The organism is Cognatishimia activa (assembly GCF_001458335.1).
Classification (GTDB): Bacteria; Pseudomonadota; Alphaproteobacteria; order Rhodobacterales; family Rhodobacteraceae; genus Cognatishimia; species Cognatishimia activa.
In genome coordinates this window covers 58,990-78,138 of sequence record NZ_CYTO01000007.1, presented here as the reverse complement: position 1 = coordinate 78,138, position 19,149 = coordinate 58,990, and the positions used below count along the sequence as shown (strand labels likewise).

Sequence of the window (19,149 nt, the reverse complement as noted above, 5' to 3'; positions counted from 1 at the left end):
AAATATTCTTGACGTTGTACGCATTTCGAACAAGCATAAGATTATTGTACAAAGAGCGCGTAAGGAGACGCCGTAATGAAAATGTTATTGGGGGGAGACTGGGTAAACGCCCAGGACGGTTCAGTCATGGAGATTCTGAATCCGTCGGACCAGACGGTGCTGGATTCCGTCCCTTCTGCGACGAAAGAAGACGTCGACAATGCTGTGGCTGCGGCCCTGAGCGCGAAGTCCACGATGGCGGCAATGCCTGCTCATAAACGCGCGGAAATTCTCGAAACCGTCTCCGCACGAATTACCGAAAATCGTGACCATCTGGTGAAACTGCTGAATGCAGAAAACGGCAAGACGTTCCGCGAAATTGATGGCTGGGAAATCGATGCTGCGGCACGGATCATCAAAGGATATGCGGAAGAGGCAAAGCGCTTGTTTGGCCATGCGATGCCCTTGAACGGCATCCCCAATTTGGAGAACTCTCTTGCGCTAACCGTCTATCAGCCCAAAGGCGTGATCGCGGCAATTATCCCTTTCAACTACCCGGTCGAACTTTGGTCGCATAAAATCGCTGGCGGCTTGGCGGCGGGCAATTGCGTCATCACCAAAGCGCCGGATGAATGTCCTTTGGCGATGCTGGAAATCTCGCGTTACTACGAAGAGGCAGGTCTCCCTGCAGGCGCGCACCAAATTCTCACCGGGCGCGGTGAGGTGGTTGGTGCGCGTTTGGCAGAGATCGACGGCGTGGACATGGTTTCCATGACCGGTTCCACCGAGGTGGGCCGTTTGGTAAGCGCTGCGGCGTCTAAAACCTTGAAAAAAGTGCACCTGGAACTCGGTGGCTCTGACGCCACAATCATTTGCGGCGATGTGGATCCGCAGGTTGCTGCCGAAGCGGTGGTTGCTGGACGGTTCACCTCTGGCAACGGTCAGATCTGCTGTGCGGTGAAGCGGGTGTTTGTGGACCAATCCATTCATCAAGAGGTGGTCGATCGGGTTGTCGCATTGACCCGCAATCTGAAAGTCGGCGATCACACGCAACCCGATACGGATGTGGGTCCGATGATCACACAGCGCGCGGCTGATGGTGTGAAAGCGCAAATCGATCAATCGGTCGAAGAGGGCGCTACGCTTTTGATCGGTGGTGAGCAGCATGGCCAGCACATCAATCCAGCGGTTTTTGTGGACGTGCCCGACGACAGCACGCTTTTGCATGAAGAGGTGTTTGGTCCAGTGCTGCCTTTGATCCCGTTTGATGGAATTGAGGATGCGATCGCGAAGGTGAACAACAGCATTTTTGGTTTGCAGGCGTCCATTTTCACAAATGATTTCAAAGCGATCATGAATGCGGGACTGAAGCTGGAAGTGGGCACCGTGATAGTGAACCACCAGACCGCAATGCGCATTGAATGCCTGCCGTTTGGTGGCCGCAAACTGAGTGGCAATGGCGTGCGTGAAGGGTTGATGGAAACCCTGAAGGACTTTTCTGAAACAAAGACCATCGTGCTGAAAGACGCCTTTAACGTTTACGAGACCGCGAGCGCATAATGCAGAAACTGGAGCTCATATCGCTGCAGAAACGCTATGGCGACACGTTAGCGCTGAAACGCGCTGACGTGACCGCAAAGGCCGGCGAGGTTGTGGCGATCTGCGGTGAAAACGGTGCGGGGAAATCGACGTTGATGTCGCTGCTTGCGGGCTCGCGCCAACCAACAGCGGGTGAGATCAAGATCGATGGAAAACCCGTCGCCATCGACTCGCCCCATACGGCTTTCGATCTGGGTATCCGCACGGTTTATCAGGAACTCAGCTTGCTGCCGGATGTATCGGTTGCTGAAAATCTCTATTTGGGTGAATTGCCGACGACCCGTTTCGGAACCATCGACTGGGTGCGGTTGCACCGTGAAGCCTCTGAACATCTCGAAGACCTGGGTCTGACAGGGATCGATGTGCGCAAGATGACCGGAAGTTATCCGGTGGCGATTCAGCAGATGATTGAGATCGCCCGAGCAATCCAGTTTGAACCAAAGTTGCTGATCTTGGATGAGCCCACCGGCGTTCTGACCCAAACTGAGAGTGATTTGCTATTTAAACAAATTGATCGGCTGCGCGATCAGGGCACGATTATCTTTTACATCTCACACCGCTTGGAAGAGGTGCTTGAGCTGGCGGATCGTTTGATCGTCCTGAAAGACGGTGAAACTGTCGACCAATTCTTCCGTGGCGATTGCTCTAAAGACCGGCTGATCCATTCCATGGTGGGCCGATCTTTTGAGGCCATCTTCCCTCAGCGAGGTGCCTCGGAAGATCAAGAGATGTTGGCGGTGCGCGATCTGCATGCACCCGGCGTCGATGGCGTGTCCTTCTCTGCTAATCGTGGTGAGATTCTGGGGATTGGCGGCCTCGTTGGTGCTGGTCGCAGCGAAGTTTTGCGCGCCATCTTTGGTGCCGCTCCGCGTCTGGCTGGTGAGGTTTTGGTGAATGGCCATGTCATCTCCGGCAAAACGCCTGCGGCTGCAATGGACGCGGGTGTTGGGTTTGTTACAGAAGAGCGCAAACGTGATGGTCTCGCTCTGGACACCGATGTCTTAGAAAATACCGGGCTTGCTTCTATGAGCCGGGTCATGACCGGGCCATTTTTGAACGGTCCGAAGCAAAAGCAGCTTGTGCGTGAACAAATCCGAGACCTGGATATTCGCCCGCCAAAGTTGGGCCAAGTCCTGCGTCGGATGAGCGGCGGCAACCAGCAAAAAGTTATTCTTGGCAAATGGTTGCTGATGGATGGGCTGCAAGTGCTTTTGTTAGATGAGCCGACCCGTGGCGTGGATATTGCAACCAAGATCCAGATCTATCGCTTGATCGCGGAACTCGCCGCCGACGGTATGACCGTCGTCTTGGTGAGCTCAGAAATGCCCGAACTCATTGGGCTCTCTCACCGTATCTTGGTGATGAAAGACGGCAAAATTACCGGCGAAATTGCGGGCGATGAGGCGACGGAGAAAGAGATTTTCCGCCTCGCGACCGAAGACGCCAATGAAGACGACAAGGAACAAGCCGCATGAGTGATGCAGCAGTGGATAAGCAAATTGCGACCAGCGGAACCTCGCAGGAGAAAAGGCAACCCATGAGCCAAAGCGCAAAAACAAACCTGTTCTTTGGTATGGCGCTGGTGGCGTTGATTGTCATCGCGGCCTTTACGTCTGACGCTTTCTTAACCGAACGCAACTTAACCAATGTCGCTCGTCAAATGGTGACCACAGGGTTCTTGGCGATTGGTATGTATGTGGTGGTTCGCTCGGGCGGGATTGACCTGTCGGTTGGGTCAACGGTGGCTTTTGCCGCTGTATTAGTCTCTGGTTTGCAGGGGGTCGTCCCTTTGCCAGTCGCCATCGCCGCCGCGCTGGGTGTGGGTGTTTTGGTCGGTCTGATCAATGGTATCTTGATCGCCTATCTACGCTTGCAGCCATTCATTGTGACCCTAGCCATGATGGGCGCGGTGCGCGGTGCTGTGTTTGTGTATTCAGAGACACCCACCTATGCGAGCGACACCTTCTTTTTGAAAGTGCTGGGGGCAGGCAAGATCTTTGGCGTCGTTCCAGTGCCGTTTGCGATCTTCCTATTGGTCATACCCATCGTCTGGGTCTTCATGAACCACACCCGCTCGGGTCGGGCCATCATGACCATAGGGATGAACCCGGAAACTGTGCGTCTTGCAGGCATCAACGTGCGCGCAAAAGTGACATTGGCCTATGTGATCTGCGGCTTCTTTGCCGCTCTGGCAGGCGTTCTTTTGGCAGCCCGGCTTGGCATCTCGCAACCGTCTGTGGGTGTTGCCTATGAACTGGACGCTATCGCGGCGGTCGTGATCGGCGGCGGCATTCTTGGCGGCGGCGGTGGAACAGTCGGCGGCATGTTTGGAGGAGTCATCGCGCTCGCCGTGATCGACAACGTGCTGAACCTGTTCAACGTCCAATCCTATTACCAACAAATTCTGAAAGGCTTGATCATTCTCGTCGCCGTGCTTGTGCGACGCAAACCAGAAAATTGAATACCTGAAATGGGAGGAGAAACTATGAATACCATCAGGAAAACTCTGACATGTGCGGCGCTCGCGCTGACTGCGACCGGTGCATGGGCGGAAGACAAAATCACCATCGGTGTGGCCAACCTGTTCTACGGCGCACCTTACTTTGCGGGCATGGATGTGGCGGTACATCGCGAAGCTGACGTGTTTGACAATGTGGAGGTTATCTCGACCGATGCAGGCTTTGACGCGGCGAAAATGGCCAGCGACATCGAAGACCTGATCGCCAAAGGCGTGGACGGTATCATCATTAGCGCGGGTCCGACTGAGACCATTCCATCCGCTCTGATCGCCATTGAAGAAGCAGGCATTCCAGCTGTGTTTGTCGACCGCCTATGGCAAAACACAAACCTGTCTACCCCATGGAACTGGGTAGGTGCGCAGAATGATGTGATGGGCACCGTTATTGGCGACCATATGGAGGAGCATCTGGGCGGCAAGGGCGACATCTTGGTGATCAAAGGTGGTCCTGCGGATAACTCCATTGGTATCGCGCGCACCGAAGCCTTTACAGCGGCACTTGGTTCTAGCCCTGATATGAAGATCACCGTCGCACCTGGTTTTGGTGGCTGGGGCGTTGATGGCGGCTACAAAGTTATGTCCGATATGCTAGCGAAGTTTGACAAGATCGACGGCGTGTTCTGCGAAAACGACTCTATGTGTCTAGGCGCGCAAAAAGCGGCAGCGGACGCTGGTCGTGGCGCGGAGATGGTGTTCGGTGCCTCTGATGCGGGTAAAGACAGCTTGCGTGAGATGATGCGTGACGGCTCTAACTTCATCGCAACCGCAGTAAATGACAGTGATGAGATCGGTCGAGTTGGGTTCCATCACCTGATGGCGATGCTGGCGGGCGCCGAGCTGCCAAATATCACCCCGCTTTACTCTGGTCTGGTCACAAAAGAAGAAGCGTTCAAGCGCTACGACCCGAACAAAGTCTTTTAAGAATAAAGTCTTCTGGTTCAGAAGCAGATTGGGCCACCGGGCAATGCATCCACCGGTGGCCCTTTTTCTTTTCGGGATTGTCAGGGCTTACGTTTAAGGGCCTGCGATATCCTGAATCCCCCAGGCGCGATGGCGCGCGAGCGGTTTCTAAGGACCGGCGTATTCTCTGAGTTGCCTGCCACGGCCTCGCGAACAAGAATATAGATCCCGCTTGCGATAATCACACTCGCTCCAAGCAACGTCTGAAAGTCCGGACTTTCATTGAAGAAGATATAGCCAAAAATCGTCGCCCAGATGATTTGGCTATATTGCATAGGAGCGACGATTGCCGCCTCACCTGCGCGGTAGGCCGTGACCAGCATCATTGCGGCGATGAACCCCAATACGGCGATGCCGCCTGTGGCGGTGAAATCAATCAAAGGCATCGGCTTATAAACAAACGCCAGTGCGACACCCATCGACACAAAAATCGCAGCATATGGATAAAGCATCATCACAATCTGGCTTTCGTCATTGCCGATGCGTCGGGCAACAACTGATTGTAACGCCACACAAAGTGCGGCTGCAAAACCTGACAGATGCCCCAATGAAAGCGGGTCGACACCGGGACGAACCACGATCAAGACGCCAGCCAATCCAAGGATCACCGCGCCTGCACGGTGGATACCGACGCGCTCTCCCAATATCGGAATTGCCATCAGCGTGATCAGCAGCGGTACGGTGAACAGCATTGCATAGACTTGCGCCATCGGCAGGACCGAGAATGCGTAGAAGCCGAAGACGCCACCGCCCACCATTGTCGCGCTGCGCATCGCCACCCACCATGGATGCACAGGGCGCACCGTGCTGTTTCGACCATCGGTGACGATCATGAGTGTGATCAGCGGAAACGCCAAGAGCCCCGCAAAAAACAGGATTTGCATGGGAGAGTAGGTGCCACCCAAATACCGGATGATCACGTCATGTGTGGCGTAGATTGAGAACGCACCCAAAGATAGCAGGGCGCCTTTGAGGTTGTTGGTCGGGGTCATGGGGACTCCATTCTTGGCGATATCGCTAACATTTCCTTACGCCCAAGAGTGCGACCTCACAAGCGCTCAAATTGAGATCCCCGAATGAAAAAACCGGCGCTTGAACGGCGCCGGCTTCTTTTACTTTAATATTTTGGCGTTTACGCCAGAGACGCGTCCAGTGCCGCTAGGATCGCGTCACCCATTTGGGCAGTGCTCACTGGCTGCGCGTCGTCCGCTTGCATCAGGTCACCGGTGCGTACGCCATCTGCCAGCACTTGCTGCACCGCAGTTTCCAGACGGGTTGCCTCGTCGCCTTGGTCAAAGCTGTAGCGCAGCGCCATTGCGAAGCTGAGGATACATGCACATGGGTTTGCTTTGCCTTGACCCGCGATATCAGGCGCAGAGCCGTGTACCGGTTCATAAAGCGCTTTTGGACGGCCGTTTTCCATCGGTGCGCCCAAGGACGCGGATGGCAGCATGCCCAGAGAACCGGTCAGCATCGCCGCACAGTCAGACAAGATATCGCCGAACAGGTTGTCGGTCAGGATCACGTCGAACTGCTTAGGCGCGCGGACCAGCTGCATTGCGCCGTTGTCTGCGTACATGTGGGACAGTTCTACATCCGCGTAGTCTGCTTTGTGTACCGCTTCCACGACTTCGCGCCACAGAATGCCAGATTCCATAACGTTGGCTTTTTCCATGGACACAACGCGGTTGTTGCGGCGGCGTGCCAGTTCAAACGCAGAACGCGCAACCCGGTCGATTTCAGCTTCGGTATAGCGTTGTGTGTTGATGCCGACGCGCTGGCCATTTTCTTCGAAGATGCCGCGTGGCTCTCCAAAGTAAGAGCCAGAGGTCAGCTCGCGTACGATCATGATGTCCAGACCAGACACGATGTCACGTTTCAGGGAAGAGAAATCTGCGAGCGCATCAAAGCACTGCGCTGGGCGCAGGTTCGCAAACAGGTCCATCTCTTTGCGCAGGCGAAGCAGACCGCGTTCTGGCTTCACAGAGAAGTCCAGATCGTCATAGGCTGGGCCGCCAACAGCACCCAAAAGAACGGCGTCTGCTTCTTGAGCTTTCGCCATTGTGTCGTCATGCAAAGGTGTGCCGTGGGCGTCATAAGCTGCACCGCCCACCAGGTCTTCTTCGACGTCAAATTTCAGACCGCGTTTGTCGCCGTACCACTCTACGATGCGACGGACCTGAGCCATGACTTCCTGGCCGATGCCATCACCAGGCAAGATCAACAGAGATGGGTTGCTCATGTTCATTCATCCTTCAAAAATATGCTTGCCGCTGCCTAGCTTCTGCGCGTGGAAAGATCAAGAAATGAAGGGCGATTGTGGGGTTTGCAACATCAATTTCCTAGAAATCAACGTCGATCCAGAGAAGCCGGTGGCGACTATGTCTCACATCATCGTTTTGGGGGATGGTTTTTGAAGTGCCGAAGTCCAGAATCTGCAAGCCCGTTGAGGGTAGCAAATAGCTTAGGCGCAGTTTTCCGGCGGTTTTAAAAATTGCTGTATGTCGGTTTTCAGCCGCTAATTCTGAGAATGGGTCTGACCATCGATCGTCCCGGAGGAAACTATTCAATGATGCCTTCTGGCCTTGGCCACGCGAGGGATCGACATTGAGCTGTGCCGCTAAAATGAAAGGATCAGACGGTACGTCGCCGAACACCTCATCAAGGTAGAATTGCCAGAACTGGTTTTCCGCAGCGTTTCGGTAGCCGTTTCGATCTTCGGGGCCGTCAAAAAGCGGAGGGGTCGCATGATGGGTCAGGATCCAGAGAGTGCGACCGTCTATCCTGATGGGGACCGCCGCCGCGCCGACTGAGGCAAGCCGCTGGATTGGGATCGCGTCTTTCGGAAGGAGCTGTTCAAGTGACTTGGATGCTGAGACGTCGCGCCAAAGGAGTGTCCCAAAATCTCGGACGTTTTGGCTGTCGATCTCAAACCGCGAGAAAACCGCAATACCGCCTTGTCCAGGAAACCGTCCATAGCCTTGAGCATCGCGGGGGCCATCGTTGCGGCCGTCACCATCGATGTCCAATCCCGACGGTATGCCGCTGTTTGGGAAGGGAGCGTAGATGTATGCGTAAGGGGTGGTTGGATCTGAGATCAGCTGGGCGAGAACCTTCGCCGCTTGGTTTTTGTAATCGTAATCGATGCTCTGCAATACCAAGATATCTGCATCATAGGATTTGATGAGTTCCACGACGGCACGGACTTGTGGTGTCAGTCGTTGAATGTCGCGCAAAAGAAGACCGGGGCCGCGTTGCTTCAGTTCAGTGTTAAAGATCGCGATGCGGATGGGGTCGGCGACTGTTACAGTCGCGGAAAGGATCAGACCGGCTGCAAACCCTGCGCAACGGCGTAAGCGCGCTTGCGGTTTTCGCCGATCATCGTGGCGATCCGGGTCATCGCAATACCGCGCATGACCAAGCCAGCTGGGAAGAATGCCCAAATTGCCACCGTCCAAATCAGTGTTTGCGGGTTCGTCAATTGCAGCGGGTTCGCAATGTCAGAAATCGCTTTCACAAATGCCGGGAACAAAAATGGCATGAGAACCCCTAACGCGATGTTAAGGCGTCCGTCGCGAGTCAGGCGGGTCAAGACGTCGCCGCCTACGGTTGGATCAAATAGGGGCAGGTTGATCCAGACGTTGAAAGCACCATTGCGTGCAGGCCAATCCAGGACGCGAACGATAAAATAAAAGACCCCCAGCCCAATCAGGGAAAAGAGATAGGCCGTACCTGCAGCTAGCCGCACAAAGGTCACGTCACTGATGGAGGCATCCGCAGGAAGTGTCAGGATGACCAAGCGAACAGGTGAGTAGGGAAAGTCTAGCATATTGCCGGCCAGAGCCGAGATCGCGCGGAGCAGACCGTTCAAAGCATTGGGGTCGGCTGCATGGCGGTAGACCGAGGTGATCGTGAAAACGGTGATAAGGACGGCCGCATAGCGCAAACGGTTAAAGGGTGGCGCGTAGCGGAACTCTACGATGCTAGGATAGGTGGCGTAATACTCAATGAACACCAAAACTGCGGCGAAGAGCGCAACCAAAATAACGACTTGAGAGGAATCCGAGCTGACATTGGGCAAGAGTAGCGCCGGAAGGGCTACTAAAAATGCGACCAAGACCGCGCGTGTGATCGCGCTTATAAATTGTGTGAGCACTGCTCTTTCCCTTCAAACTGGACCGCCACGATTCAATGCCGCGTGCTGTTTCCAACTTGAGATTCTGTCAGTTTTGACAGATCTGCCTCATTCTTGCCCTAATCGTGCCGTGTTTTGGTCTTGCGCTCAACTGTTAGTTTGGAATTGCTCCCAATATCTGGGGTTGAGCCGCCAAAGTGGTGCGCGTTTGCACCAATTTTTGGAAAAAAGTGCAAGAATCCATGCCTCTAGGGGCATCTGCTCATGCATTATTATTTCGCAAAAGAGATCGCATATTCCAAAATTTAAGCACGATCTCTGTTTTGAAGCGTCGGATTTGAGCGAGTTATGCGCATCTGAGAGCGCCTTATTTGCGCCACAAACGTTAAGAGCCGCCCCATTCGGGGCGGCTCTTTTGAGGTCCTCAAAACAAGATGAGTTCAGATTTAAACCCAAGGACGTGCGGCGGAGGCTTGCGCTTCAAACGCGTCGATGGATGCTTTTTTCTGCATTGTTTGGCCAATGTCATCGAGACCTTCCAGCAGGCAATGTTTGCGGTGCGGGTCGACGTCGAATTTGATCACTTCGCCATCGGACGTCGTGATCTCTTGTGCCGCCAGGTCAACGGTCATGCGTGCGTTTTCGCCTTTTTCCGCATCCGCCATTAGAATGTCGACCTGCTCTTGTGGCAGAACCACAGGCAAGATGCCGTTCTTGAAGCAGTTGTTGAAAAAGATGTCGGCGAAAGATGTGGAGACCACACATTTGATGCCGAAATCCGCAATCGCCCATGGTGCGTGTTCACGAGAGGAGCCACAGCCAAAGTTATCACCGGCAATCAGGATTTCTGTACTGCGGTATTGCGGTTTGTTCAGTACGAAATCTTCGATTTCAGTGCCGTCGCGGTTGTAACGCATCTCGTCAAACAGGTTCTTGCCAAAGCCAGAACGCTGGATGGATTTCAAGAACACCTTTGGGATGATCATGTCGGTGTCGATATTCACCAGCGGCATAGGCGCGGCGATACCTGTCAGTGTTGTAAACTTGTCCATAGTGCCTCCTTAGGAACTAACGGTGTATGGAACGTGTGTTTCAATTTGTGTGTGGTCGCCGCCGGTCAGCGTCGACACATGGTGTTTCAGTGGGTTTGGCTTTGCTGCATTTGTCAGAACCCAATCATAGACGTCGCGCACTTGGTTGGCTTTTGCTGGCCAAGTAAAGAATTGCTCCACCTTGTCTAAAGCAGCGGCGGATTTTTCGGCCAATTGCTCTGGTGCATCGCAGATCTCACTCAGCTGCGTTTGAAGCCGTTCGATGACCTGTTCGCGCGTACCCATCTCGATCTTATAGCCGGTGTCACCGCCAACAAGCTCGCCGGGGCCAGCATAGTCACAGATCACTGGAACAAGACCCAGTGCCATGGCTTCCAGCACCACCCCGCCGCCGAATTCCCGCACAGAGGGGAATATAAACAGCTGTGACTGGCGCGCGACGGATTGCACATCTTCATGGGCAACCCAGCCGTGGAAGGTCACTTGTTCAGTGACGCCAAGCTCTGCGGCCAAGGCTTTGAGCGGCTCCAACTCCGGCCCATCGCCGATGACATCCAGCGCGAAACGCTTTTCTTTCATCAACGGCGCCGCTGCTTTGATCGCCATGTCAGCACCCTTGTAGGGCACCAAACGACCGATAAAGCAGCCCCGCATCACATCGCCCGCTTTCGGGGGCGTGCTGATCGCAAACCGATCCCGACTGATCGCGTTTTCAGGGATGTAAACCACCTTGTCCTGAAAGCGCTTCGGGATTTCCGACTGAGTATGGCGGGACCCCACGATGATCGCGGAGGCATTGCCCAGACTGCGTGTCCGGGCTGGGTTGAGTTGGTAGACAGAGCGTACAAAAGACAGCCATTCGCGTTCCCGCACCTGTGCTTCGCGGAATTCGCGCGGCCAAGGGACACCACCATTGAGCGGTCCCATGACAAAGGGCACGCCAGCCCGTTTGCACTTTCGTGCAAGCAGGCTGTTCACGGTGGGCGTGAGCGGGGTGACGCGATGCACGATGTCAAATCCGCCAGAGGTAATCTGATCTTTGAACTGCGCCCAAACTTTGCGTTCAAACGCAGGGTAGATCAGGTTTTCAATCAAACGCACGGTTGTCCAACCGCGGTTTGATCCCATACGAACTTTTTCGGCAATCTTGTGGGCGCGGGCCGCCAGATACTCTGTATCAATTGCGGTGAAATCCTCGCCCTCAACAAAGCCTGCCCGTTCGATGGCCTCTTGGTTGCGGATCTGAGTAACCAGATGCACGTTAGCAACGTCGCGAAGCGCATGTGCCAAAGACCAACCAACCAAAGGCACGCTCACCCATTCAGGGTTCGCGGCTTCGGCAATGACCAGAACGCGCGGGCGTTTTGGGGTTGGGTTGGCAGACATTTGCTTCGCTCCGCCTGACTTAGCTCAGCTCGCGAACGTCGGTCAGCTTCCCGGTCAGAGCAGCTGCAGCAGCCATCGCTGGGGACACGAGGTGCGTGCGGCCTTTGTAGCCCTGGCGACCCTCGAAGTTCCGGTTGGATGTTGCGGCACAACGCTCGTGCTCAGACAGCTGATCTGGGTTCATCGCCAGACACATAGAGCAGCCCGCAAGACGCCATTCAAAGCCAGCCTCGGTGAAGATCTCTGCAAGACCTTCTTCTTCGGCTTGCGCACGAACGAGGCCAGAGCCCGGTACGATCATCGCCCGGTTCACAGCGATCTTTTTGCCTTTCACGATGTCTGCAACAGCGCGCAGATCTTCGATCCGGCCGTTTGTGCAGGAACCGATAAAGACCGTGTCGATCTCGATGCTGTCCAGTTTTTGGCCCGGTGTCAGACCCATGTATTCGATGGAGCGACGGGCCGCGTCGACTTTGCCGCCCTCGAAATCTTCTGGGTTTGGAACCACACCAGTGATCGGCAGTACGTCTTCAGGGGATGTGCCCCAGGTCACAACCGGCTGGATGTCTTCGCCTTTCAAGGTCACGACTTTATCAAAATGCGCGCCTTCGTCAGTGAAGAGTGTCTTCCAGTATTCCAACGCCTGTTCCCAAGCTGCGCCTTTCGGAGCGTGTGGGCGGCCTTTGCAATATTCAAAAGTGGTTTCATCCGGCGCGATCAGACCTGCGCGTGCGCCGCCTTCGATTGCCATGTTACAGACAGTCATACGGCCTTCCATGGACAGATCACGGATCGCTTCACCGCAATATTCGATCACGTAACCTGTACCGCCTGCGGTGCCAGTTTCGCCGATCACGGCCAGCGTAATGTCCTTCGCGGTCACACCCGGCTTCAGTTTGCCAGTGATTTCGACCTTCATGTTCTTGGACTTCTTCTGGATCAGAGTCTGTGTCGCAAGAACATGTTCAACTTCAGATGTGCCGATACCATGTGCCAGCGCACCAAAAGCGCCGTGGGTCGCAGTGTGGCTGTCGCCGCAAACAACGGTCATGCCCGGCAGGGTCCAACCTTGCTCTGGGCCAACGATGTGCACGATGCCCTGACGCACGTCAGACACTGGATAGTAATGCACGCCAAATTCTTTGGCGTTCTTGTCCAGCGCGTCCACTTGGATGCGGCTTTCTTCGGTCATCTGAGCTGGGTCTTCGCGACCCGCAGTGGTCGGAACGTTGTGATCCGGCACGGCAATGGTTTTTTCTGGCGCGTGTACCTTGCGACCGGCCATACGCAGGCCTTCGAAGGCCTGTGGGCTGGTCACCTCGTGTACAAGGTGGCGGTCGATATACAGCAGGCAGGTGCCGTCTTCCGCTTCATGCGCAACATGCGCATCCCAGATTTTGTCATAGAGTGTTTTGGGGGACATGGGTCCTCTCCGTATTGATGAAAGTGGCTTTATGGCTGCAATACGGGCGTGCGAAAGCACGCCACGCCCTTATAGGGCGGCGATGACGGATTTGTTCTGACCAAAGAAGCGCCAAGGCAAAAAGGCGCGGTCAGCAATGTCATAGATGCGTTTCATGGGAGATCAGATAGCGGGAGTCGGTGGTTGCTGCAAGGGAAATGCCTTGTTTTTTGGCCTTTGCCCATGTCACGGTAAACCTTGAAAAGGGGGCACATGGCAGACGAAGAGAGCACCGAGCAAACGGTCGATAGCGAAACGACCACATTTGAGGACACCACAGCGCCGGCGCAGCCGGAGCAAGACACCCAAGAGATTGCGTTAAGTTTGTGGGATCAGGTCTTTGGCTTTGCCGAAGGATTGATGCGTCCCTGGAATGCTTATCAGGTGCTTATTGCAGTCGCTATCTTACTGTTGTCCTTTGGTATCTCACGCGTTTTAAGCCCCAAGTTGCATGATTGGATGCGCACGCGCGAAGGTTGGCCGAAATGGCGCTATCGCTACATGCTGCTTTTGCAGCGGCGTATGGCGCTGATTTTCTTTGTGGTGCTCGTGTGGATTGCGGTCCTCATAATGCGAGAGATCACTTGGCCCAGCCGGTCGTACTTGCTTGGTATTTTTGCCAATCTCGCCACTGCTTGGCTGGTGATCGCCCTGATTACCCGACTTGTGCATAACAGCTTCTTGCGAGGGCTCTTGCGCTACGGGGCTTGGATTTGGGTCACTTTGGTCTTGATCGGGCTGAATGAAGAGTTCCGACAATTGTTGGATTCCGCGGCGCTCAATCTGGGTACTTTACGGCTTTCGGTTTGGACCATTTTGCAGGCGTTGGTGATGCTGGGTGCGACCTTTGCCGTGGCGCGGTTTGTTTCGGGCACCACATCCGCGCGGATCAGGCGCAATGAGGACATCAGCCCCTCTATGCAGGTCTTAGTGATCAAGTTCCTGCAGGTCTTGCTGTATGGCGCGGCCTTTTTTGTGGGAATGCGCATCGTTGGCGTCGACCTCACCGGTCTTGCCGTCTTGTCTGGTGCCATCGGTGTGGGTCTTGGTTTTGGCCTGCAAAAGGTGGTCTCTAACCTTGTCTCGGGCGTCATCATTTTGCTCGACAAATCGATCAAGCCGGGCGACGTGATTTCGTTGGGCGAAACCTTTGGTTGGATCAACTCTCTGGGCGCGCGTTATGTGTCGGTCGTTACGCGAGATGGGCGCGAATACCTCATTCCGAACGAAGACCTGATCACCGGCCAAGTGGTCAACTGGTCCCATTCTGATGATTTTGTACGGCTCGATATCTTCTTCGGCACCGCCTACGGCGATGACCCGCATATTGTTCGCAAGGTCGCGATTGAGGCGGCGATGTCGGTGGATCGGGTGCTAAAACAACCTAAGACACCGGTTTGTCATATCGTTGGGTTTGGCGACAGTTCGGTCGACTACATTCTGCGGTTTTGGATCAAAGACCCCACAGGGGGCCTGACCAATATTCGCGGCAACGTTTACCTTGCGCTTTGGGATGCCTTCCAAAGTGAAGGCATCCACTTCCCGTTCCCGCAAAGGGAAATCCGGATGCTTGAAGATGATACGCCATCAGCGAGCAAACTACTGGATTAAGCCAAAATTGCACAAACGTTTGGCAATTTTACCGCGGTTTTTTGCATTCCCCTTGCGTTTCATTGGAATTTCATAGAAGCGATGCTATCTTGATTATAGGCCCGGCGTCGGGGCAATGCGGCGCGTTGCAAGGAGGGCAGACTTCTGTCTTTGAACGTAGATGTGGTTGAAACCACAAATGGTGACCAAATGCCTAACACGGCTCCCGCCGGAAAAGGCTCCGAGCTTCTTGAGCTCATTCTTAATTCCCTAGAAAATGACAAAGCCGAAGACATCGTGCATGTAGACCTGCGCGGGCGTTCTTCGATTGGCGATTTCATGGTGATATGCTCTGGTCGCAGCTCTCGCCAAGTGGCGGCAATGTCTGAAAAACTGGTAGAACGCATCAAGGCTGAAACCGGTCGCACCAGCAAAATCGAAGGTAAGGATACCGGCGATTGGGTGCTGATCGATACTGGCGATGTGGTGGTTCACGTGTTCCGTCCGGAAGTGCGTGAGTTTTACCAGCTTGAGAAGATGTGGATGCAAGGCGGCAACGCCTAACCATGTGACTTGAGTGCCGGTTACGGCGCTCGGAGGACTAAGCATGGCAATGCGCGTGCATATCTGCGCGGTGGGCCGACTTAGGTCGGGCCCAGAGCGGGATTTACTTGACGACTACCTTTCTCGTTTTGACAAAACCGGTCGGGCTCTGGGGCTTGGACCGGTGAAAGTTCATGAGGTTGAGGACCGCAAAGGCGGTGGCATGGGCGCTGAAGCCAAGTTGCTTGAAGGCGTGCTGCCCAAGGGTGCTGTGATTTGCACGATGGATGAGCGCGGCAAGGTGATGAGTTCGCCTGAATTTGCTCAAACGCTGGCGCGACGTCGTGACAACGGGGCGTCGGATTTGGCCTTTGTGATCGGTGGCGCTGATGGCATTGATCCAAGCTTGCGTGGGCAGGCTGATTTCTCGATTAGTTTTGGACAGATGGTCTGGCCGCATATGTTGGTGCGTGTAATGCTGTCTGAGCAGCTCTATCGTGCAGCATCAATCCTGAGCGGATCACCCTATCACCGGGCGTAAATTGGGTTGTCTAGATCCAATGTGACCCGCTTGCCGCCCCAACCGCCAACGGACTCTTTGGACTCAATTTGCACCTGATCCAGACTGGCTGGGATCTCAACACCAGACAATGATCGCGTGAAGGGTTGCTCGTTCACATGTGGGTGGTGCAACACACGAGTGCCTAGAACATTGCCGTCCATATCCAACACGCGCCAGCCGTCCGCATAGTCATCCCAACCTGTGTCTGGGTGGCTTAGGGTCACATCAAAGCGCCAGCTAGCGCCAGATTTTGTGCCCTTTACAGCTTCGATAACAGCAGGATCTGCGACTGAGGTATTGGCTGCCATCAGAAAAACGAGCGGTAGAATACGCATGAGGCCTCCTAGCTTGTCTCTTTCAAAAGCGCGACCCGTGAGAGGCTCGCGAATTCGCGACGGAAAATGATGAAGTTTGTCAGCAAACACGCCACGATCAAGGCATAGCCTCCGCCAAGCCAAGCCGCTGCGGCAAGACCAAAATAAACCGAACGCAGCCCCCGATTATAGGCTTTTGCAGCAAAGATGCCGATATCTGCGGCTTTGTCCGCACGGGGTATACAGGCGGGGTCTTTCGGGTCCACCGGCACAGCCGACATGATGACCGCAGCATAGCCGAAGAGCCGATGCGACCACACGAACTTCAAAAAAGAGTTCGCGACGAAAAAGATCATGACGATCAGTTTGATTTCCCAAACAATGGTCGGTGCGCTGACTAAGGTGAGCTCTGACGCAACGCTGGTTAGTTGCTCCGCATTGCCTATCAGCGCCAAACCACCCCCGATCGCAATCATCGAGGCTGAAGCAAAAAACGCAGTACCTTGGCGTAAGTTACTTAGAATTTGAGCGTCATAAATCCTTGGGTTTCTCAAGATGAATTGGCGCATCCATTCACGTCGGTAAGTGATCATCAGAACCGAAACGCTTTTGTGTTTCTGTGGAGGGTTTTCGATGATCCACCCGATGATAAGCCAACTTCCGAACAAGAAAACACAGCCTACGAAATCTGACGGGGTAAAAAGTGAAAGGCGATCAATCCATTGCATGGCGCACATTAGGCCTTTGGCGTGCCAAATGTCATCGGGAATTTCATTGCCTTACGAACAATGCGGCAGAATTCAGGCGCGGCGGAGCTTTGAACCCCAAATTGTCATAGTCAGGGCCAACAATCTCCTTGCGCGTCGCCGAGATTGGCAAAAAGACCAATCGGAAACATTATGCTTCGTTCAATATTCGCTGCCTTTGGATTGCTTGTCACGTTTTGCTCAGTGCAAAGCGCTATGGCGATGGAATTCAATATGAAGAACGCCGTGGGCCGATTGGATATGGGGTCTAACGGGTTTTGCACTGCAACTCTGGTGCATCACGATGTGGTTCTGACCGCCGCCCACTGTTTGTTTGATAAATCGAGTGGTGACCGTTTTGCGCTGTCCGAACTTAGGTTCAGACTTGATCCAGCAAACGCTTCGGCGATTGGCGTCAAAAACACTTTGGTGCACCCAGATTATAGACCGCATTTGCTAGGTGAATTGTCAAACCTGTCCTCAGATATCGCGCTTCTGAAGCTGGATGGAACTGTGGCAGCGGACACCGTCGCATTGGCGCAGCCAGATACGGTTGGCGCAAAAGCGACGGTTGTTTCTTTTGCAAAAGGGCGCTCTCAGGCTGCGCGTGTACAGCAAAACTGTGCATTGATGCCACATTCCGACGGCGTTTTGCTGACTCTGTGTGAGGCAAATTTTGGGACCAGTGGCGCACCGGTTGTGCAGCAACGTGATGGCCGCGCCGTCATCGTCTCTATCGTTTCTGCCATGGCCAAAGCTAACGGCGAACGAGTTGCACTGGTCGTACCCGTTGCGAATGCGTTTGAGGTGCTGTTTCAGTCGTTGGACGTGCAGCCGCAACCTGCCCGGTTTGGCCGTTGAAAAACCGGTTCATCATATCGCTGATCTTAGGCTTGGGACTTGCGACGCAAGCACAAAGTGGGTCCCTCCTAGAGGTCATGGACTCCCGTGGCGACATGCTGGGCTGGGAGGCAGTCGGTCGGCTTGATATTGGGAATTCTGCATTCTGCACCGGTGTTTTGATCGCTTCTGATCAGGTTCTTACTGCAGCGCATTGCCTTTTTGATAAGCGGTCTGGCCAACCAGTGGATGCGAACGAAATCGTCTTTCGGAGCGGCTATTTGAACGGCGAGGCGTTGTTTGAGAGGCAGGGGGCGAAATTTGTAGTCGCTGAGGGGTACGTACCCGGGGGCAATGCACAAGACATACAAAACGTCACACGCGATGTGGCCATTCTGCGCTTACGCTCGCCGATATTCGGAGCCGAGGCCGATCCATTTCGCATCGCCGAAATCGGTGGAAATGACCAGCTTCAGGTTATGTCTTATGGTCGGGGGCGCGCCGAGGCAATGAGCTGGCAACGCCAATGCAATCTCCAGCACGAAGCGCGTGACCTCAAATTCTTCGATTGCGACATCACGTTTGGTTCCTCGGGCGCACCGGTTTTTGTCAAAAATGGCACCCGCGTGCGAATTTTGTCTTTGGTATCCGGAACCGCAACTCTGAATGATGGCCGTGAAATTGGGGTCGGCATGGCGCTCCCGAAGGTGGTGTCCGAGCTACGGGCCCAATTGCGTTATGGCGATGCTCCTGTCGCGAAAGTAACGACAGGCGCGCGCCGGATACAGGTCGGCGGCGCGAAGTCTTCTGGCGGCGCGAAGTTCATAAAAGTGAAGTAAGCGACTTCCTAATTAGGCGGGTCTTGAAACCCAAATTCTGCATGCCCATCTCATTTTCACCGGACGCCGCAAAGCGGGTCCGGATCATCCGCCTGTCCCTTAGGGGAAGGCATTTACATCGTTGTTGCTCAAGAAAGAGGATAACCTATGCGCACATATGATTTTGCACCGCTTTACCGTGCTTCCGTTGGTTTTGATCAGATCGCAGACATGATGGATCGTGTCCTGTCTGATAACATCCCAACTTCCAGCTACCCGCCCTACAATATCGAAAAGACAGCCGAAGATGCGTATCGCATCTCGATTGCCGTCGCCGGTTTTTCTGCCGATGATCTTGGCATTGAAGTCAAAGAAAACGCCCTTGTTGTGACCGCACGCAAGCCAGATGCCAAGGACGAGAAATCTTATCTCCATCGTGGCATTGCCACCCGCGCATTTGAACGGCGCTTCCAGTTGGCCGACCACGTCCGTGTGAATGGGGCAAGCCACGAAGATGGTATGCTACATATCGACCTTGTCCGCGAAGTTCCGGAAGCCCTAAAACCACGCCGCATTGAGATTGCGCGCGGTGGTCAGGCGATTGAAGCAGATGTGGTTGACGCGAAAGCTGTGAACTAACCGGAT

19 protein-coding genes are annotated in these 19,149 nt (G+C 54.4%); 10 read left to right on the top strand and 9 right to left on the bottom strand.

Annotated elements, in window-relative coordinates; genetic code table 11:
• The first annotated feature begins 75 nt into the window (after positions 1 to 75).
• Genes TA5113_RS03200 through TA5113_RS03185 form a run of 4 tightly spaced genes read left to right on the top strand, consistent with a single transcriptional unit; the run spans position 76 to position 5,017 of the window.
• Positions 76 to 1,539: an aldehyde dehydrogenase family protein gene (locus tag TA5113_RS03200; RefSeq protein ID WP_058316266.1), complete on the top strand. Its 1,464-nt coding sequence runs from the start codon at positions 76 to 78 to the stop codon at positions 1,537 to 1,539.
• Complete coding sequence (locus tag TA5113_RS03195; RefSeq protein WP_058316267.1) at positions 1,539 to 3,053, top strand: sugar ABC transporter ATP-binding protein; 1,515 nt, start codon at positions 1,539 to 1,541, stop codon at positions 3,051 to 3,053. The genes TA5113_RS03200 and TA5113_RS03195 overlap by 1 nt, the downstream gene beginning before the upstream one ends.
• Positions 3,050 to 4,039, top strand: coding sequence for an ABC transporter permease (locus tag TA5113_RS03190; protein ID WP_082625954.1), 990 nt, complete (start codon positions 3,050 to 3,052; stop codon positions 4,037 to 4,039). Before TA5113_RS03195 ends, TA5113_RS03190 begins: the two co-directional genes overlap by 4 nt.
• Before the next feature lie 24 nt (positions 4,040 to 4,063).
• A complete protein-coding gene (locus TA5113_RS03185) occupies positions 4,064 to 5,017 on the top strand; it encodes a sugar ABC transporter substrate-binding protein (protein WP_058316268.1) in 954 nt (317 codons plus the stop codon).
• Between the two features lie 80 nt (positions 5,018 to 5,097).
• Here TA5113_RS03185 and TA5113_RS03180 read toward each other — a convergent pair whose 3' ends face one another.
• From TA5113_RS03180 to leuC, 7 genes are all read right to left on the bottom strand, one after another.
• On the bottom strand, positions 5,098 to 6,048 hold the full coding sequence (locus tag TA5113_RS03180; RefSeq protein ID WP_058316269.1) for a DMT family transporter: 951 nt from the start codon (positions 6,046 to 6,048) through the stop codon (positions 5,098 to 5,100).
• 140 nt (positions 6,049 to 6,188) lie between these two features.
• The gene (leuB, locus tag TA5113_RS03175) at positions 6,189 to 7,298 is read right to left on the bottom strand and encodes a 3-isopropylmalate dehydrogenase (protein WP_058316335.1); all 1,110 of its coding nucleotides are present in this window, start codon (positions 7,296 to 7,298) and stop codon (positions 6,189 to 6,191) included.
• A 100-nt stretch (positions 7,299 to 7,398) separates the two neighbouring features.
• Complete coding sequence (locus tag TA5113_RS17130; RefSeq protein ID WP_245627200.1) at positions 7,399 to 8,493, bottom strand: endonuclease/exonuclease/phosphatase family protein; 1,095 nt, start codon at positions 8,491 to 8,493, stop codon at positions 7,399 to 7,401.
• A complete protein-coding gene (locus TA5113_RS03165; protein WP_058316270.1) occupies positions 8,379 to 9,212 on the bottom strand; it encodes a hypothetical protein in 834 nt (277 codons plus the stop codon). The genes TA5113_RS17130 and TA5113_RS03165 overlap by 115 nt, the downstream gene beginning before the upstream one ends.
• Before the next feature lie 425 nt (positions 9,213 to 9,637).
• Complete coding sequence (gene leuD, locus TA5113_RS03160) at positions 9,638 to 10,243, bottom strand: 3-isopropylmalate dehydratase small subunit (protein ID WP_058316271.1); 606 nt, start codon at positions 10,241 to 10,243, stop codon at positions 9,638 to 9,640.
• A 9-nt stretch (positions 10,244 to 10,252) separates the two neighbouring features.
• Complete coding sequence (locus tag TA5113_RS03155; RefSeq protein ID WP_082625957.1) at positions 10,253 to 11,629, bottom strand: glycosyltransferase family 4 protein; 1,377 nt, start codon at positions 11,627 to 11,629, stop codon at positions 10,253 to 10,255.
• A 19-nt stretch (positions 11,630 to 11,648) separates the two neighbouring features.
• On the bottom strand, positions 11,649 to 13,052 hold the full coding sequence (gene leuC, locus TA5113_RS03150; RefSeq protein WP_058316272.1) for a 3-isopropylmalate dehydratase large subunit: 1,404 nt from the start codon (positions 13,050 to 13,052) through the stop codon (positions 11,649 to 11,651).
• A 252-nt stretch (positions 13,053 to 13,304) separates the two neighbouring features.
• On the opposite strand from leuC, the gene TA5113_RS03145 reads away from it, so the two are divergent.
• From TA5113_RS03145 to rlmH, 3 genes are all read left to right on the top strand, one after another.
• On the top strand, positions 13,305 to 14,702 hold the full coding sequence (locus TA5113_RS03145; protein WP_082625958.1) for a mechanosensitive ion channel family protein: 1,398 nt from the start codon (positions 13,305 to 13,307) through the stop codon (positions 14,700 to 14,702).
• A gap of 189 nt (positions 14,703 to 14,891) precedes the next feature.
• Entirely contained in the window at positions 14,892 to 15,245 is a 354-nt protein-coding gene (gene rsfS / locus TA5113_RS03140) for a ribosome silencing factor (protein WP_058316338.1), read from the top strand.
• Between the two features lie 49 nt (positions 15,246 to 15,294).
• A complete protein-coding gene (gene rlmH, locus TA5113_RS03135) occupies positions 15,295 to 15,765 on the top strand; it encodes a 23S rRNA (pseudouridine(1915)-N(3))-methyltransferase RlmH (RefSeq protein ID WP_058316339.1) in 471 nt (156 codons plus the stop codon).
• On the opposite strand, the gene TA5113_RS03130 is transcribed toward rlmH, so the two are convergent.
• Both TA5113_RS03130 and TA5113_RS03125 read right to left on the bottom strand, forming a co-directional pair.
• Complete coding sequence (locus TA5113_RS03130; protein WP_058316273.1) at positions 15,753 to 16,121, bottom strand: hypothetical protein; 369 nt, start codon at positions 16,119 to 16,121, stop codon at positions 15,753 to 15,755. The two genes, rlmH and TA5113_RS03130, sit on opposite strands and share 13 nt — an antisense overlap.
• An 8-nt stretch (positions 16,122 to 16,129) precedes the next feature.
• Complete coding sequence (locus TA5113_RS03125) at positions 16,130 to 16,828, bottom strand: DUF599 domain-containing protein (protein WP_058316274.1); 699 nt, start codon at positions 16,826 to 16,828, stop codon at positions 16,130 to 16,132.
• Positions 16,829 to 17,080: 252 nt separating this feature from the next.
• Here TA5113_RS03125 and TA5113_RS03120 point away from each other — a divergent pair, with 252 nt between their 5' ends.
• The 3 genes from TA5113_RS03120 (at position 17,081) to TA5113_RS03110 (ending at position 19,143) form a co-directional block, all read left to right on the top strand.
• Complete coding sequence (locus TA5113_RS03120) at positions 17,081 to 17,707, top strand: trypsin-like serine peptidase (protein WP_165589375.1); 627 nt, start codon at positions 17,081 to 17,083, stop codon at positions 17,705 to 17,707.
• Positions 17,704 to 18,525, top strand: coding sequence for a trypsin-like serine peptidase (locus tag TA5113_RS03115; protein ID WP_245627195.1), 822 nt, complete (start codon positions 17,704 to 17,706; stop codon positions 18,523 to 18,525). Before TA5113_RS03120 ends, TA5113_RS03115 begins: the two co-directional genes overlap by 4 nt.
• Positions 18,526 to 18,672: 147 nt before the next feature.
• Positions 18,673 to 19,143 carry an Hsp20 family protein gene (locus TA5113_RS03110; protein ID WP_058316277.1) on the top strand — a complete coding sequence of 157 codons (471 nt, stop codon included), beginning with the start codon at positions 18,673 to 18,675 and terminating at the stop codon, positions 19,141 to 19,143.
• Positions 19,144 to 19,149: the final 6 nt, after the last annotated feature.